Below are 14,728 nucleotides of genomic sequence, written 5' to 3'. Positions count from 1 at the left end.
AAGAAGGCACTCTCCCTGTGCCCAGTCACACAGGTGTTAGCGGCTGCTAGTGCTATCGACTAAGGCCATTTCTTCGCTGGTTAGCAGCTTATCGATATCAACCAACACCAACATGCGGTCTTCAAGACTGCCTAAACCGCTCAAGAAATCAGAGGAGAGCGTGACGCCAAACTCAGGCGCTGGTTTGATTTGCTCGGGAGTTAGTGTCATGACATCGGAAACGCCGTCCACGACAATACCAACGACGCGGTCGGCGACATTGACCACGATAACAACGGTTTGGCCACCGTACTCCACACTGTCTAGGTGAAATTTAATGCGTAGATCGACAATGGGGACAATGACGCCGCGCAAATTGGTCACCCCTTTAATAAAATCAGGGGCATTGGCAATACGCGTGACATTTTCATAGCCGCGTATTTCCTGAACCTTCAGAATATCAATGGCATACTCTTCTTCTCCCAAAGAGAACACCAAAAATTCGCGATTATCGGCTTCTGCGGCGGACAATACCGCTCCGTTGTTTGCCTGGCTCATGACGGCTCGGCCTCCTGGTAATAAGAGAGATGGGGATAACTCACCTGTTTTCCGGCTTCTTTCTTGGCACGGCTTAACCGATGTAAACCTGTAATATCTAGAATTAGTGCGACGCTACCATCACCAAGGATGGTCGCCGCCGAAACGCCCGGCACTTTGCGGTAGTTATCTTCTAAGTTCTTCACAACCACCTGTTGCTGGCCAATCAGCTCATCGACCAACATGGCATAACGACGCCCCTCGCCCTGCACGATCACGGCAATACTTTTGGTTGGGTCGGTAATGGCATTTTCCACATCCAGCACTTCATGGATCGCAATGACCGGCAGGTACTCATCGCGCACCTTAAGCACTACATCATCACCCGCCATGGCATACATATCGCCTTTGGCAGGCTGCAACGACTCGAGCACCGTGGAAAGTGGCAAAATAAAGGTTTCACTGCCTACTTTGATCGACATGCCGTCAAGAATGGCGAGCGTCAGCGGCAACACGATGCGCGTGTTGGTGCCTTCACCTTTCTTGGATTGGATTTCAACCCGGCCACCCATGCCTTGAATATTCCGCTTGACCACATCCATTCCGACACCGCGGCCAGAAACGTCTGTGACTTCCTTTGCGGTGGAAAAACCCGGTGCAAAAATCAGCTGGAAGACTTCTTCGTCGGGCATGTTGTCGGAAACGTTTAGGCCATTTTCACGCGCCTTGGCCAACAATCGATCACGATCCATACCCGCGCCATCGTCACGCACTTCAATCAGAATATTGCCGCCCTGATGGCGTGCCGATAACACGAGCTTGCCAACTCGGGGCTTACCTACCGCTTCGCGCTCATCCGGCATTTCGATGCCGTGATCCAAGCTATTACGTACTAGGTGCGTTAACGGATCGGTAATGCGCTCAACCAGACTTTTATCCAGCTCGGTGGACTTACCTTCGGTAATAAGCTCAATTTCTTTGCCCAATTTACCGGCGGTATCACGTACAACACGGGGGAATCGACTAAACACAAATTCCATCGGAATCATGCGGATCGACATTACCGCTTCTTGAAGATCGCGTGCGTTACGCTGGAGCAGACTCATGCCATTTTGTAGCGAGCTATTGCCAACAGATTGATCGCCAAGGTCACTGACCGTTTGGTCCAGCATCGACTGGGTAATAATCAGCTCGCCCACCAAATTGATGATTTGGTCGACTTTATCTACCGACACACGAATCGAGGCAGACTCTGCGGCCGCTTTTTTGGGGGCGGATTTGGCTGGTTTTTCTGGCGAGGGCGTTTTGTCAGCAGGTTTAGCCACCGCTGGCTCAACACTATCAGTAGACTCAACAGCATCAGTCGGCGCGGCTGCTGGCGCTGGCGTGTCTAACTCAGGGCTAGCGCTTTCGTCTTTTTCAACGGCTACCACGCTAATTTCAATCTGCTCAGGCTCAATAATGAAGCACATCACCGCTTCAATATCGTCAGCACTAACGTCACCTGTCAGCGTGACTTCGTAACGTTTTTCATCACCCGAGTGGGATTGGACATCGCCCAGTTGCTCCAGCTCTTCCACCAGCAGCGTGCGATCTTTTTCGCTAACATTCAGTAACGCAACCAACAGATGGCGATCGCTTAGCGCAGAGGATTCAGCAGCCTCAGCGCTGGCTGATGCTTTTTTCTCAACCGCCGGCGCGGGGGCCGCAGGTGCATCCAACGTTTGACCAATTTCTTCTAGCGCGATCTGCTGCAGTGTCTGGCAAATTCGCTCGTAGGCTTCTTGGTTGGGCTCTTCCTCGTTGCGATAGGCATCGAGTTGCTCATGCATGATGTCTTTTGCCTCTAAAAAAGTATCAACGAGGTCGGCTCGCAATGTCAGCTCACCTTTGCGTGCGTGATCTAACAGGTTTTCAAAGATGTGCGTGGTTTTCTGCAACACGCTGAAGCCGAAGGTACCTGCGCCGCCTTTTATGGAGTGGGCGGCGCGGAAGATAGCGTTTAGCTGCTCGCTATCCGGATCATCGACATCCAGTTCCAGCAGATGCTGCTCCATATCGGCCAGCAGCTCTTCAGCTTCTTCAAAAAAGGTGTCAAAAAAATCCGCTATATCCATGCACCGCTCCACATAAACGTCTTAGTGTTGTGATAAGCCCTACTCATTCGCTTTCATCGCTCTGAGACGCGCTTTGTGGCAACGCTTCTAAAAGCGCATCTGCATCAGGCAATGGGGAATCAAGCCCCATAACGCCTGGATTACGAATCGCTTCAGCGATTTCTGGCAATAAGACAACGAGCTCAATGCGACGATTAACCGGGTCTGTCGGCGCAGTGTCAGGCAACCTGACACGATCGGCAAAGCCCGATACGCGCAGCAGTTGATCTGGATCAAGTCCGCCAGCAACTAATTCACGCCGAGAGGCATTTGCTCGGTCGTTGGACAGCTCCCAGTTACTGTAGCCTCGAAAACCACCGGCATAAGGCACGCTGTCGGTGTGGCCGCTGATGCTTAAGTCATTGGGTAACTCGTTGAGTAGCGGTGCCATCGTACGGAGCAGGTTGCGCATGTAGGGAGCTACTTGATCGCTACCTAACTCGAACATGGGCCGCTGCTCCGTATCGAGCAGCTGAATACGTAGCCCTTCGCGGGTTAAATCAAAGCGCATTTGGCTACGTAGGTGGCGCAGCTCCGGGTCTTGTTCAATGGCCCGCTCAATACGCTCTTGCAAATTGTTAAAGAAGCGCCGCTCCTGAGCACTGGGACGGCTATGCTGAAGAATATCAATCCGGGCACGTTCGCCATCGCTGTGGGTAGGATCTGGGCCACCACCCGGAATCACCTGGGTGCTTCCTGATCGGTCACCGCTGGTCATTGCCGTTATTAACGGCGTGCTGAAGTACTCTGCAACACTGCGCCGGGTTTCATCGTCGGAAACACTTAAAATCCACATGACCAAAAACAGCGCCATCAGAGCTGTCATAAAGTCAGCAAGGGCAATCTTCCACGCACCGCCATGGTGGGCATGCACCACTTTTTTGCGCCGAATAACAATCGGACGCTTATCGCCCCCCTTACTCATGCATTACCGCCCTTTTTAGCGTCGCGAACATACTCTTCAAGCTCTGCGAAGCCGGGGCGCTCGGTGCTGTGTAGTGCTTTCCGACCAAATTCGACGGCTAACTGAGGAGCATAACCATGCAGGCTAGCCAGTAGCGTGACACGGATACACTGGAGCATTTTTTCTGCTTCTTTGGCTTGCCGTTCGGCATAGCTCGCGATAGGGCTAATAAATCCATAGCCCATTAAAATCCCCAGGAAGGTGCCCACCAACGCCATGGCAATCATTTGTCCCATTTGTTCAGGGCTGGCATCTGCGTAGGTCAGTGCTTTAATAACCCCCATTACCGCCGCTACGATACCGAACGCAGGCATTGCATCACCGACTTTGGCAATCGCATCGATGGGAATATGGGCTTCCTGCTCAAATACTTCGATTTCGTGAAGCATTAACTCATCGATTTCCATCGGTTCCATGCCACCGCTCACCATTAACCGCAGATAATCGGTTAAAAAATCCATAATATGAGGGTCTGCAAGCACCGTGGGATGCTCTTGAAACAGGGGACTTTCCTGAGGGTTGTCAATGTCACGCTCAATGCCCAACATCCCCTCACGGCGCACTTTAGAGAGGATCTTGTATTGCAGCGCCATTAACTCCATGTACAGGGCTTTATTATATTTTTTGGTGCGTTTGAGCCTGGGAAGTATTTTAAACGTGGCTTTAATCGCTTTGCCGTTATTGGCAGCAATAAAAGCGCCAACGCCTGCACCGCCAATAATCAGCAGCTCCAGGGGTTGGTACAGGGGGCCCAAGCTACCACCTGCCATCACATAACCGCCAAAGACAGATAGCAGTACGACCAAATAACCCAGAGGAATCAGCACAAGCAGTGTCCTTGCGGTATCAGTTTTATCTCAAGGGAGCGATATTCCCGTGTTTCAAAAAGAAGACACAGAAAAGTCCCGCTCCACGCGTTTCTTAGCCATAGCATACGCAGGGCGTAGGCAGTTCTAATGAAAAAGTACCCACCCCTTTTGGTGCTATCTATACGTTAAAGTCGCACTTTATTGGTTATATGCTTACCCGCTGTGGGCGTGGCCGTTTTTTATCTTTCAAAGCCGCGCCTTGCGTGTTTTGCCGGCTCGCGAGGGAGGCTGGCAAATACCACAAACATAATCATGAGCGGGGCTATGCGCATGCGCGACAAAGTGCCCCCCACAACGCGTACACATGTTGAGCTGCAGCAAGTCGCTTTCAAAAAACCGTACCAGTGTCCACGCCCGCGTAAGCCCCAGCACCGGTTCAACGTTTTCAAGGTTTATCTGCTCTTCATACAGGCGGTAAGCTTTGACAAAGGCATCAATACGCTCGCAGCAGGTATTTTTTTGTATACTGTTGTAAATGTTGTAAAACAGCGACGAATGCACGTTTGGCAGCCACGTGACGAACCAGTCCGCGGAAAAAGGCAGCATACCTTTAGGCGGCGACATCCCCCGCACTTCTTTGTACAACTTAATCAAGCGCGTGCGACTTAGATCTGTCTCGGTCTCTAGTACTTGTAAGCGTGCACCTAACTCAATCAGCTCTATGGCCAGTTGTACTTGGTGCATTTCATCAACCAAGCTTTTCTGACTCACTCGGACTCTCCTACTGGAAACACCTCAAACTCTTCACAAGCCGACAACAAAGAAGCATGTAACCCTGAAAGACCTTGATCCCGAGGATTCTGAGTAATTTTGCGCAGTTGATGGACGCTCGTTTGGCTTAGCCTGCATATCAGCTGATTATTGCGTGCCAGTTTCGTCAACTGCCGAGCATTTAGAGACACCAGCAGATCGGCAAGCTCACTGTCTACTTTTAAGCGAAACATCGCTGCCTCACGGTCTTCGACCAATAGGCGCTGCGCGAGAAGTAAATACGCTAAATTAATTTCTTGAATTTCATCGAGAAAGCTGGCTTGACTCATAGTGTTCCATCGAACGGCATGGGCGTTTCATTATGACTTTATATCGACGCCTTAAAGGTTTTTAACATTCCTCTGTCATGGTTACATACAACGTTTATATTGGCTACCAACGCTCTTGCCGAGGAATTAACCCTTCTTCGGATAACTCAAATACCCACACAAGAAGCTCTGCAATCACCTGATATAAACTTGCAGGAACCTCGGCATCGAGATCTAACTGCATCAGCAGTGCCACAAGCTCAGGTGCGTCATGCACATAAATACCTTGGCGCTGAGCCTCCGCCATAATCCGCTCCGCCAGCTCGCCGTAACCTTTTGCGATCACTCTCGGTGCCTGATCTTTATCTTGATAGGCTAGCGCGACGGCTTGACGACGATGTTCACCCGAGGTCGCCATCATGACTCTCCAAGGTGGCATAGTGTGCTTTCACCTGAACACTGCGAAAATCTAACGCCTGCAGACGTTTTTCCAAACGCTCACTCCCCAGCTCCAGAGACTGGTAAGTCGACGCAGTATCCGTGGTCAGATCAATGCTTAACACTGATTGGTAAAGTCTGAGTGATGCACTGAACGCTCCCAGATTAGGCACGTCGAGCTGCATATCTGACTGCCAGACACCATCACCTTCTGCTTCTTGCTGGGCGCTTTCGCGCTCACCTTCCCGGGTGGGCATATGAATGACCAATGCCATAAAAATACCGGCCCAAACATCACCTTCCCAGCGAATAACAGGCATCACGAGCATATCGAGCTGTTGACGCACCAGGCTCTGCAAACTTTCATGCACAATCTCACGACCACCGCGCACTAGCGAACTCTCTTCCATGGCTCGCGCGCTTGCCATATCAATGCTGGCGGAAGCGCTCGCAGAGACATTGGCAAGCACACTTTCACGCTGCGTGCCTGCTGGCAACGTATTATCCACTGGCATAAGCGCGGTTGTGCGCATCACACCAGCTTGATCACTTGCCACAGGTATCAGCAGCGAATTCGGCAATATGGCAACGTTTGTATTACTCGCACCCAATGTGGCATTTGCCGCAAAAGGAGGCATTACAAACGTGGCCAGACTGGCAGGCAGCAGAGGTCGTGGGCCTGGCTGCATCTGCGGCTCTCGCAGCAATTGTTGTCGGGGAGAGTCCCCTTGAAACCATCGCTTTAAATGCGATTCGTAAAACAGTCCGCTATCCCGAACGCTGCTTTCTAACCGACTTGCTAGTACCGTAGCAGAGGGCGCTTCCTCCAATCCCATCAATGGCGCCTGCGGGCGTATCATCGCCGGTGGTGCGGGAAAGCGCAGCAATACATCGGCGATGGTGCGTGCCGCCGGGCTAAAGTGTGTTTGCGTCGAGCCTAGTGGTGTGCTGGCTACCTCTCCCTTCGCAGTGGGCAGCCGTTGCCCATCAAGTGAGGTGGATAGACGCCTAAGATCATCGAGTGGCGATGTTAGAGGGCGCCCATCCAAGCTTGAATCGCCTTGCAGTGCACGCGGCCCCTCACCCGGCGGTACTGGTTGCACGGGCGCGTTAAGAGGACGCTGGGACAGCTCACCCTTACGCCCAAGCACTTGGTGCATGAGCGTATCGATAAGTGGCGTAATGCCACTCACGTAGCCCCCTTCTCCTGATCGCTACCGGTATCGAAAAGCGCCGCATCACCTTGCTGAGGCGCATAAGCACGATGCAGACTTCGCTGACGTTGAGAAACACCGATCAGTTTGCCTAGCTCATCTCGCCTAGCCACCAAACGACGACGAATTTCAACATCATGCTCAAGAATGCTCTCCAGCAACTCTGCTTTTCGCTTCCGCCCATCATCATCAAGTACGGTTTCTTCATCGCGCTGACGCAACGCTTCAACTGACATCACATAGTGAGTACGCTGCTCGATAAGCTCTGCCCACTGCTCCGCATGCGCGAGCTCGTGCATTTTTGTCACACAGATGAGTAGCTTGGCGTACGCTTCAATAAGCGCTTGCTGGGCATTTTCACGAGCAGTTTCAGAAGCCGACATGCTTTGCCTCACGCACTTTGCTGTTGACCGATTTCACGCCATGCAGAGGCGATGTCTTCAAGCAAACGTTCTGCTTGGTTAAGGCTATCTTCATCATTTCGCAGATTTGCGGCTAACAATAAGCGGGAAATGTAGTCATAAAGAGAAGCAAGACGCTCAGCAATATCGCCGCCCTTCTCTTGATCCAACGCAGCTACCAAGCCATTGTTAATAATATCCAAGGCCTTGGAAATCGACTTCCCTTTTTCAGCCGTGTGACCTGCCTGCATATGAATACGCGCCGCACGGATGGCCGCCTGAGCACCATCAAACAGCATTACAATAAGCTGATGAGGATCAGCTGACATAACGCCGCTTTCCACGCCAACGCGGGCGTAGGCATTGGCACCTCGGCCATAAGCGGCGCCACCGCGGGAGTATGTCATAAGCGGGCTCTCCTTTATTAATGTGAACAACAGCCACACAATCAACGACTGCGCTGTTTCTCGTTAGCTGTTTCGCGTCCAAAATCGAGCTTATTGACTCGGTTATAACTAGTATCGGCGCCGGACTAATAGACTTTAATGTTTACCTTACTTTTCGCTCAGAAAATTTCGCTCTCTTTGCCAAGCAGTAAACGGCTACGTAGACACCGCCACTTCACGTGTTGGCTTACCCAACCTTTCTAGAACGTCTCCACGCAGCGTATTGCCCAACGTCTCGCGCATGGGCGCCTCTGCCTGACGAGTCAACGCCACTTCAGCCGGCGCACCTTGCTCGTCAAGACGAACAATCCAAGCCATTTGTTCACTGGAAAAATACGCCAGCGACCCCACCGGCAGTGGTTTGAAATGCTCGATGTAGCGCTTGGTCCAGCGGGGATCAAATTGGTGAGGGCGGCTCAGCAAATGACGGTATATTTGCTGCGCCGTTTTAGCAGGTCGATCAGCTCGATCACGTCGCATCGCTTCTACCACATCGACCACTGCGCTCGCTTTCGCTAGCTCGTTAATATCATTACCGGTTAAGCCATCAGGATAGCCACTACCATCCAACCGTTCGTTAATACCACCAATCACCGCTTGGGCAACGGCAGCAGAAAGCCACTGACAGTGCTGAAGACGATCTAACAGCAACGCCACATGCTCACTCATGGCTTGGCGATGAGTGGCCTCGAAGTGTGGCGCCTTGAACAGTATTTGCGGAACAAGCGCTTTGCCAAGATCATGCACCAAACCACTCGCTACAACCGCTTTGCGCACATCACGGGGCATATTTGCCCCCACCAAATCGAGCAAATGCACGGCGACTGCAATCCCATGACGAACAAGCAGCGGCTCTGGCGACAAGCAGCGCGTCGCAAACAGCAGCGCCTCCCGGTCATCTTCATGGAGCAACAAAAGACGGTCTGCATTACGTGATAGCTGGCGAGAATCGATGTCGCTACCTTGCTGTAAAAGCAGCAGTTGGGCATCCAGGTAAGCCGCTATTTTCACTAAGCGCCGCGCCATGGGTGTTGCATAGCGGCGAATATCGCGCCGCCCGACATGCTCACTCCCTGCCGTACGTTTGCCAGGCTGCTCAAATAGCGGCGATGGCTGACGATCATCCTGCGCCTCTTTTCTATAGCGGGCGGCTTCGCGCTCGATTTCACAGACAAAATACCAAATTTGTCGCTCTTGCTCGGCAGCGCAATTCGTAAAGCGGAAGCCCACGCGCAATAAGTGCCGTTCAGGATCGATTTTTTGATGGCGCGGAACACCCTGCACTTCAAAATAGGTGCCATCTGGGAATGTAAAGGCGAGCGTTAGCGGCAGGTCAGCGTCAGCCAACACGCCACTGGCAGTCAGCGGCAGCTCTATTTGGCAGCCATCCTGGGAAAGATCGCGTAGCTCCCCGTCAACCCCGCTATCACTTTCGCCACATATTGAAGCGGGCACGACCATACCTAAACGCAGCTCAGCGCGAAACGATTCGCGGCGCTGGAGCACTTCCAGGGTCGCAGGGTAGTCGCTACAACATAAAAAGCGCCCCCCTGCATGGCGGGTTTCGGTTAACGACAGAAATGGCGTGCGCACCACTTTGCCCTGAGAGTGGCCGCGCAGGAAAAAAAGCTCACCTTGCTGTAAGCGGTTTAACAAATGATCGACCGAGGATAAGTCCATCACTAGCGTCTTGCCGGCGTACTGCTCCATTAACACGATAGGTTCTGGGTGTGCATCAGCGGAGGCCAAGCAAAGCGACACCCCACCACCCTCGATCATGGTATTTAAAAGAGAGCTTACGGCCGTTGGACTGGTAACTCTTTCATATTCATCTTGTTGGACTGACATTCTCGTCTCGCTCGCTACCACGTTGTTATTACGTCACACCCACAAAAAGGCGACAGAGCATATCAGAAGCTTTTGGGCTGTCGTTATAACGATCACAGTCCTACGCTATGCAAAAATAAAGTTTGTAGCTCTCCGGCCGATAGTAGTGAAGAGGCCTATAGCGACGACTCGACGGCCTTATCACCTTGTTGCCACCACGCCGCGTGGCTTTTATCTAAAGGATTCCGTCTATGGGCCCCTTGTTAATTGATGAGCTAATCTCGATAGCAACAACTCCCTATCAATCAACCGACTACCAATCAACCAATCCAACAACATCGTCACAGCAGGCACCTGGCATCACGGGCGCTGTCGGAGAGCAGCCCGAACTCCGCAGCGTGAGCAAAGAGTCACTTGCGGCGCCTATACAGCGGATCAACGAAACACTTCGGCCACGGGGATTGGAATTTGTACTGAGTGAGCAATCCGGGCGCGTCATCACGAAAGTCATCGACCGCGAAACCGGTGATGTTATTCGCCAAATACCAGCCGAAGAGGTGTTGCTCGTCACAGAGCGGCTGGAAGAGTTACAAGGACGAATTATTTCTTTAGAAGCCTGATCAAGCGATAGGAGAGGTTACTTCGTCATGACCAGTGATCTCTCTTGCTGACGCCACCCGCCAATCAATTACCCACCGTTGTCATTAGCGCTTGTTACTCGCTTTTTTCGACGCCAACGAATAAACGCTATCTACACCTGCATATTCATTACGTCGCGATAGGCCGTTACCAAGCGATTACGCACTTGAAGGCCCATCTGAAAAGCAACGCTCGCCTTCTGCATATCGACCATCACGTCATTTAGTTCAACGTTCGGTTCGCCTGCCTGAAAAGCCGTCGCCTTTGTGTTAGCAGCCTGCTGTAAGCGATTGATACGCTGAATAGACGCCTGCAACTCACTACCAAAACTGCCCTGACCCACCGCCGTGGCAACCTGCTCACCCTTGATAGGCTGGGCGGCCTGGGTAGCTAAACCTTGCATTTGCTGCAGCGCTGATTGTATGGCAGGGGAACTCATAAGCACGCCTCATCCGGAGGAAGGTGAAGTAATACCAAAAGCCTATCACTGGTAGCAGAACACTCATACGTACAAATACGCCTTAAAAGACAACCTGTTCGTTCATTTATGCTCGACCTGCCACAGGATAATGGCGTCCATCACAATTCCGCTTCATCTTTTTAGCGGATAACCGCGATTGACGGATATTAGCCTATGCCTTCTTTGGTGATGCGCCTGAGCCGTCATCAGTTTTGCCTGTCCTCGTGGGGGCACGCATGAGCGAAACTGGTGCTACGGCAGGCCGTCAGAATAGTACGACACAACACGCACCCCGCAGCGGAACGGCAGACAATGACACCAAAAGCCCCACGACGGCTCAGCGCACGTTAAAACAGCTGCGTGGCAACCCGTTGGTTGTGCTGTTGGTCGCTGCTGCAGCTTCTATTGCGATTATTGCTGCCCTTTTCATGTGGGCCAGTAGCCCTGAATATCGGGTTCTGTATAGCAACCTGAATGAAGCCGATGGTGGACGTATCATTGCGGAGCTGGACAGCCGCGGCGTTCCCTATCAGTTCAGCGAGGGCGGTCAAGCGCTGTTAATACCCAGCGATCAGGTGCACACGCTAAGGTTACAACTTGCTGAGCAAGGGCTGCCCCGTGGCGGTAATCTGGGCTTTGAGCTGATGGAGAATCAAGCCTTTGGTATCAGCCAGTTTGCTGAACAAGTTAACTTTCAACGTGGCCTCGAAGGCGAGCTGTCTCGCTCCATTGAATCACTGGGTCCCGTCGATAAGGTTCGCGTTCATCTTTCGATGGCCAAGCCGTCGGTCTTTATCCGCGATCGTGAGCCAGCTAAAGCCTCCGTTGTACTGACGATGTTGCCTGGGCGTGTTCTGGGCGAGGGGCAAGTCAGCGCTATCGTCCATATGGTATCCAGCAGTGTCCCTGAACTGGCACCGGAAGATGTCACCATTGTGGATCAAAATGGTCGCCTGCTTTCGTCTACAGCGTCACAAGGAAACGACCTGGATGGCTCTCAGCTGGCTTACATCGCAGAAGTCGAACGCTCCTATCAGCGTCGTATTGAAAATATCCTGTCTCCCATTCTTGGCAATGACAACGTACGCGCCCAGGTAGCGGCACAGATCGATTTTTCTCGCCGCGAGCAGACTTCAGAGCGCTACGCCCCCAACCAAGCCCCCAATGAGTCCGCGGTTCGCAGCCGTCAGCTCAGCCTGTCGTACGATGGCGAGGATCCTCTGGCGACAGGTATTCCAGGGGCATTAAGCAACACCCCTCCTGGTGTAGCGCCATCACCAATCAATCAGCCCGACGCTGATGAAGAGGATGCCGAAGTACCTGAAAACGCCTTACAGAACCTGCGTCAAGATGACGTGGTGAACTATGAAGTTGACCGCAGCATTGAACACATTCAGCACCGCCTTGGCCAGGTAGAGCGCCTATCGGCAGCGGTTGTCGTGAACTTCCGTCAGGTTATTAATGACGAGGGCGAAGCAGAGCAAGTTGCGCTAAGCCCAGAAGAGGTTGCTCAGCTGGAGCGCTTGGTTCAACAGGCTATGGGCTTTTCGCAAGCGCGTGGCGATCAGGTGGAAGTCGTCAACACGCCGTTCGTCAGTGTCGATGACAGCGCGTCTGACGTCGCTTGGTGGCAACAGCCAGAGACCCTGTCGATTGCCTCAACCTTGGGCCGCTATCTGCTTGTCGCCCTGGCAACGCTATTGCTCTATTTGCTGATTCTACGGCCACTGATCAAGCGCTATACCCAGCCACCGGTGATGGCTGCCGCCATGCCTGGCAGTACGTTTAGCGCCAGCGTTGGAGGCGAAAGCGAAGAAGATGAGCAAGAGAACGAGGCATCTGCGTCTGGTGAGAACGAGGATACCTACAGCAACAAGCCCAAACGGCGGCGCAAAACCTCGCTGTACGAACACAATCTTAACGACCTGCGTGAAATGGCCCAGGAAGATCCCCGTATGGTCGCAATGATTATCCGCAGCTGGATGAACACTCATGAGTAGCCCGATTGCCGAGATGACCGGTGCACGCAAAAGCGCCATTCTCTTGCTTGCGCTGGACGAAGATAGCGCGGCGGAGGTCTTCAAGTACCTCAGCGCTAGCGAAGTACAAGACATCAGTCTGGAAATGGCCCGCTTGCATCAAGTCTCACACGAAGACATGAAAGCAGTGCTGGAAGCCTTCCATAAAGAAAGCGAAGAGTTTGTGGCGCTAAACCTCAACTCTAGTGAGCATATTCGCTCGGTACTCACCAAAGCGCTGGGGAGTGAACGTGCCACCAGCCTTATCGAAGATATTCTCGAGACCACGGGCGGCAACTCAGGCATTGATGCGCTAAATCTCATGGAAGCCTCCATGGTGTCTGAGCTGATTCGTGACGAACATCCGCAGATTATCGCCACTATTCTGGTTCACCTGGACCGGCACCAAGCGGCCGATATTCTTGAGCTGTTTGAAGAGAAGCTGCGTAACGATGTGGTATTGCGTATCGCAACCTTCAGCGGCGTTCAGCCAGCCGCGCTGCAAGAGCTAACAGAAGTACTGACCAGCATGCTGGATGGCCAAAACCTCAAGCGCAGCAAGATGGGTGGCGTAAGAACGGCAGCCGAAATTCTCAACTTGATGAATTCGTCTCAAGAAGAAGTCGCCATCGAAACCGTGCGCTCACACAGCGAAGATTTGGCGCAAAAAATTATCGACGAAATGTTCCTGTTCGAGAACCTACTCGACCTGGACAACCGTGCCATTCAGATGGTGCTCCAAGAAGTCGAAACCAACTCTCTGGTGGTGGCCCTCAAGGGCGCCCAAGAAGCCTTGGTCGACAAGTTCCTGCGCAACATGTCGCAGCGGGCAGCGGATCTTGTTCGCGAAGATATGGAAGCCCGAGGTCCTATTCGCGTTTCACAGGTAGAGACCGAGCAGAAAGCTATTTTGCAGGTGGTACGCCGATTGGCGGATTCCGGTGAGATCGTCTTAGCAGGCGGGGACGATGAGTATGTCTAACGCCAAAACGCCGGAATTTGACCGTCACGGTAGTTGGCGGCGCTGGCAGATGGATGAATTGGCTGAACCGAAGACAGGCTCACCACCGGGCGGCATACCAACGCCTTCCGCCCAGCAACGCAAAGTAGAGGCTGCCAAGAAAGCAGCCGAGCAGGCACGCCAACGTGAAGAGCAGGAACGCCAGGCGCTTTACGAACGCTTTCGCCAGGAAGCCGAGGAAGCGGGTTATCAGGATGGCTTAGCCCGAGGCCATCAAGAAGGTCTTGAACAAGGCCTTAGCGAAGGGCGCGCCCAGGCAGAGACAGAGCTAGAGCAACACATACGCAAAACCGTGGCGCCCCTACACTCACTGGCAAAACAGTTTGCTGATGCGCTAGAGCGTATTGATGAAACGGTGGCACACGACCTCGCCGAACTCGCGCTGGCAACCGGCAAGCAGTTAGCCGCAGACGCGCTGCAAGAGAGCCCTGAACAAATTCTTGAGATCGTTCGTGAACTGCTCCATACCGAGCCACCGCTCGTAGGCCAGCAACGTCTTTGGCTTAATCCGCAAGATCATGCGCTGGTTAAAGAGCATCTCGGTAGCGAGCTACAAGCAGCCAGTTGGTCGCTTCAGCCAGATGATCAGCTCGCACGTGGCGGGTGTCGGATCACCAGTGCCCAAGGAGAGCTGGACGCTACGTTTGAAAGCCGCTGGCAGTCAGTTGTTGCCCAGTTACGTAAACGCCATCACAACAGTGATTCCCCCTCTTCTACTCGTTAATACAAAGGTAAATGCA

General features: G+C 52.7%; 16 protein-coding genes. 4 read left to right on the top strand and 12 right to left on the bottom strand.

Annotated elements, in window-relative coordinates; translation table 11 throughout:
* Nucleotides 1-36: 36 nt before the first annotated feature.
* The 11 genes from cheW to NDQ72_00510 form a co-directional block, all read right to left on the bottom strand.
* On the bottom strand, nt 37-537 hold the full coding sequence (gene cheW, locus NDQ72_00560) for a chemotaxis protein CheW (GenBank protein WKD28471.1): 501 nt from the start codon (nt 535-537) through the stop codon (nt 37-39).
* Entirely contained in the window at nt 534-2,633 is a 2,100-nt protein-coding gene (cheA, locus tag NDQ72_00555) for a chemotaxis protein CheA (protein WKD28470.1), read from the bottom strand. The genes cheW and cheA overlap by 4 nt, the downstream gene beginning before the upstream one ends.
* 43 nt (nt 2,634-2,676) lie before the next feature.
* Complete coding sequence (gene motB, locus NDQ72_00550; GenBank protein ID WKD28469.1) at nt 2,677-3,597, bottom strand: flagellar motor protein MotB; 921 nt, start codon at nt 3,595-3,597, stop codon at nt 2,677-2,679.
* Nucleotides 3,594-4,463, bottom strand: a complete 870-nt coding sequence (gene motA / locus NDQ72_00545; protein ID WKD28468.1) for a flagellar motor stator protein MotA — start codon at nt 4,461-4,463, stop codon at nt 3,594-3,596. The genes motB and motA overlap by 4 nt, the downstream gene beginning before the upstream one ends.
* A 228-nt stretch (nt 4,464-4,691) precedes the next feature.
* A complete protein-coding gene (gene flhC, locus NDQ72_00540) occupies nt 4,692-5,216 on the bottom strand; it encodes a flagellar transcriptional regulator FlhC (GenBank protein ID WKD28467.1) in 525 nt (174 codons plus the stop codon).
* Nucleotides 5,213-5,545, bottom strand: coding sequence for a flagellar transcriptional regulator FlhD (gene flhD, locus NDQ72_00535; GenBank protein ID WKD28466.1), 333 nt, complete (start codon nt 5,543-5,545; stop codon nt 5,213-5,215). Before flhD ends, flhC begins: the two co-directional genes overlap by 4 nt.
* A 103-nt stretch (nt 5,546-5,648) precedes the next feature.
* Nucleotides 5,649-5,942, bottom strand: a complete 294-nt coding sequence (locus NDQ72_00530) for an EscU/YscU/HrcU family type III secretion system export apparatus switch protein (GenBank protein WKD30322.1) — start codon at nt 5,940-5,942, stop codon at nt 5,649-5,651.
* Nucleotides 5,926-7,155, bottom strand: a complete 1,230-nt coding sequence (locus NDQ72_00525; protein ID WKD28465.1) for a flagellar hook-length control protein FliK — start codon at nt 7,153-7,155, stop codon at nt 5,926-5,928. The genes NDQ72_00530 and NDQ72_00525 overlap by 17 nt, the downstream gene beginning before the upstream one ends.
* Nucleotides 7,152-7,559: a flagellar protein FliT gene (gene fliT, locus NDQ72_00520; GenBank protein ID WKD28464.1), complete on the bottom strand. Its 408-nt coding sequence runs from the start codon at nt 7,557-7,559 to the stop codon at nt 7,152-7,154. Before fliT ends, NDQ72_00525 begins: the two co-directional genes overlap by 4 nt.
* 8 nt (nt 7,560-7,567) lie before the next feature.
* A complete protein-coding gene (fliS, locus tag NDQ72_00515) occupies nt 7,568-7,984 on the bottom strand; it encodes a flagellar export chaperone FliS (GenBank protein WKD28463.1) in 417 nt (138 codons plus the stop codon).
* A gap of 195 nt (nt 7,985-8,179) precedes the next feature.
* Nucleotides 8,180-9,871 (bottom strand): PilZ domain-containing protein, encoded by a 1,692-nt coding sequence (locus NDQ72_00510; GenBank protein WKD28462.1) that lies wholly within the window; start codon nt 9,869-9,871, stop codon nt 8,180-8,182.
* A gap of 230 nt (nt 9,872-10,101) precedes the next feature.
* On the opposite strand from NDQ72_00510, the gene NDQ72_00505 reads away from it, so the two are divergent.
* On the top strand, nt 10,102-10,470 hold the full coding sequence (locus tag NDQ72_00505) for a flagellar protein FlaG (GenBank protein WKD28461.1): 369 nt from the start codon (nt 10,102-10,104) through the stop codon (nt 10,468-10,470).
* Nucleotides 10,471-10,601: 131 nt separating this feature from the next.
* Here NDQ72_00505 and fliE read toward each other — a convergent pair whose 3' ends face one another.
* A complete protein-coding gene (fliE, locus tag NDQ72_00500) occupies nt 10,602-10,928 on the bottom strand; it encodes a flagellar hook-basal body complex protein FliE (protein ID WKD28460.1) in 327 nt (108 codons plus the stop codon).
* Nucleotides 10,929-11,185: 257 nt separating this feature from the next.
* Here fliE and fliF point away from each other — a divergent pair, with 257 nt between their 5' ends.
* Genes fliF through NDQ72_00485 form a run of 3 tightly spaced genes read left to right on the top strand, consistent with a single transcriptional unit; the run spans nt 11,186 to nt 14,712 of the window.
* Complete coding sequence (gene fliF, locus NDQ72_00495) at nt 11,186-12,949, top strand: flagellar M-ring protein FliF (GenBank protein ID WKD28459.1); 1,764 nt, start codon at nt 11,186-11,188, stop codon at nt 12,947-12,949.
* On the top strand, nt 12,942-13,949 hold the full coding sequence (fliG, locus tag NDQ72_00490; GenBank protein WKD28458.1) for a flagellar motor switch protein FliG: 1,008 nt from the start codon (nt 12,942-12,944) through the stop codon (nt 13,947-13,949). The genes fliF and fliG overlap by 8 nt, the downstream gene beginning before the upstream one ends.
* Nucleotides 13,942-14,712, top strand: coding sequence for a flagellar assembly protein FliH (locus tag NDQ72_00485; protein WKD30321.1), 771 nt, complete (start codon nt 13,942-13,944; stop codon nt 14,710-14,712). Before fliG ends, NDQ72_00485 begins: the two co-directional genes overlap by 8 nt.
* The last annotated feature ends 16 nt before the right edge of the window (nt 14,713-14,728 follow it).

The sequence above is a fragment of the Halomonas sp. KG2 genome (assembly GCA_030440445.1).
Classification (GTDB): Bacteria; Pseudomonadota; Gammaproteobacteria; order Pseudomonadales; family Halomonadaceae; genus Vreelandella.
This window is presented reverse-complemented; position numbering and strand designations above follow the sequence as displayed.

Excerpts from the sequence above, each read along its gene's own strand:
- cheA (WKD28470.1), bottom strand. The coding sequence starts at position 2,633 with ATGGATATAGCGGATTTTTTTGACACCTTTTTTGAAGAAGCTGAAGAG.
- fliG (WKD28458.1), top strand. The coding sequence starts at position 12,942 with ATGAGTAGCCCGATTGCCGAGATGACCGGTGCACGCAAAAGCGCCATT.
- motB (WKD28469.1), bottom strand. The coding sequence starts at position 3,597 with ATGAGTAAGGGGGGCGATAAGCGTCCGATTGTTATTCGGCGCAAAAAA.
- NDQ72_00485 (WKD30321.1), top strand. The coding sequence starts at position 13,942 with ATGTCTAACGCCAAAACGCCGGAATTTGACCGTCACGGTAGTTGGCGG.
- fliS (WKD28463.1), bottom strand. The coding sequence starts at position 7,984 with ATGACATACTCCCGCGGTGGCGCCGCTTATGGCCGAGGTGCCAATGCC.
- fliE (WKD28460.1), bottom strand. The coding sequence starts at position 10,928 with ATGAGTTCCCCTGCCATACAATCAGCGCTGCAGCAAATGCAAGGTTTA.
- NDQ72_00505 (WKD28461.1), top strand. The coding sequence starts at position 10,102 with ATGGGCCCCTTGTTAATTGATGAGCTAATCTCGATAGCAACAACTCCC.
- fliT (WKD28464.1), bottom strand. The coding sequence starts at position 7,559 with ATGTCGGCTTCTGAAACTGCTCGTGAAAATGCCCAGCAAGCGCTTATT.
- fliF (WKD28459.1), top strand. The coding sequence starts at position 11,186 with ATGAGCGAAACTGGTGCTACGGCAGGCCGTCAGAATAGTACGACACAA.
- NDQ72_00530 (WKD30322.1), bottom strand. The coding sequence starts at position 5,942 with ATGGCGACCTCGGGTGAACATCGTCGTCAAGCCGTCGCGCTAGCCTAT.
- cheW (WKD28471.1), bottom strand. The coding sequence starts at position 537 with ATGAGCCAGGCAAACAACGGAGCGGTATTGTCCGCCGCAGAAGCCGAT.
- NDQ72_00510 (WKD28462.1), bottom strand. The coding sequence starts at position 9,871 with ATGTCAGTCCAACAAGATGAATATGAAAGAGTTACCAGTCCAACGGCC.
- flhD (WKD28466.1), bottom strand. The coding sequence starts at position 5,545 with ATGAGTCAAGCCAGCTTTCTCGATGAAATTCAAGAAATTAATTTAGCG.